Source organism: Ligaoa zhengdingensis (assembly GCF_014384885.1).
GTDB classification, from domain to species: domain Bacteria; phylum Bacillota; class Clostridia; order Oscillospirales; family Ruminococcaceae; genus Ligaoa; species Ligaoa zhengdingensis.
Genome location: NZ_JACRST010000092.1, coordinates 1 through 905 on the forward strand (window position 1 = coordinate 1; position 905 = coordinate 905).

1 pseudogene is annotated in these 905 nt (G+C 56.9%); it reads left to right on the forward strand.

The annotated features are described in order from the left end of the window. Positions 1 to 495, forward strand: a pseudogene (locus H8711_RS13835) (VirB4-like conjugal transfer ATPase, CD1110 family); the annotation flags it as partial. Positions 496 to 905 lie beyond the last annotated feature (410 nt).

The following is a 905-nucleotide window of genomic DNA, read 5'->3' on the forward strand; positions in this document are numbered from 1 at the left end:
GGTGCCGGGCTTCGGACGATTGCCATGCTCATTATGCAGGACTTGGTAAACTCGCAGGTGTCCATGAATTTCCTGCGCGGTATCGCTACATGGTGCTACTTCGACGAATTTCATGTGCTGCTCCGTGACCGTCTGACGGCAAGCTATTGTGTGGCGATCTGGAAAATGCTACGAAAAAAAGGGTGCGTTCCCAGTGCTTTAACGCAGAACGTGAAGGATTTTCTGGCAAGCCCGGAGATTGAGAACATCTTTGAAAACTCGGACTTCCTTGTGCTTCTCTCGCAGGCACAGGGGGACCGGCAGATTTTAGCCAAACAGCTTGGGATCAGCCCCCATCAGCTTTCCTATGTGACCCATACCAATTCCGGCGAAGGGCTGCTGTTCTTCGGAAACACCACCATCCCGTTTGTTGACCGCTTCCCGCAGAATACCGAGCTGTACGCCATTATGACCACCCGCCCGGAGGACAAAAAACAGGAAATGAACCGGGCATAACACACTTCGGGCCATGCTGGCCCGAGGTTTGGAAAGGAGGGATACATCATCGGAAAGAAACCGGACAAACGGAATTTTCAAAGGCCGGGGCCGACGGAGGATACCGGGGGCAATCGCCCCGGACCGGCTGAACGGGAAGGCCCTTCCCCCGCACCATCCCGACGTCTGCGGTTTGAGGACGAGGATACCGGACAGGACAGCCCTTCGGGCCATGATGGCCCGAAGTCCAAAAGCGGCAAGTTTCAAGAGGACAGCCGGAAAAGCCGTCCCTCTGACCGCATGAGGCAGGAAGATGAAGCGGGCGGGCCGCAGGATACCGGCAAGGCACAGGAGCCGGAGGGCTCCGCCGAGAAGGCCGGGAGCAAAAAGGACAAGTACCAGAAAGCACAGGCAAAAGCGGAACACGCCGG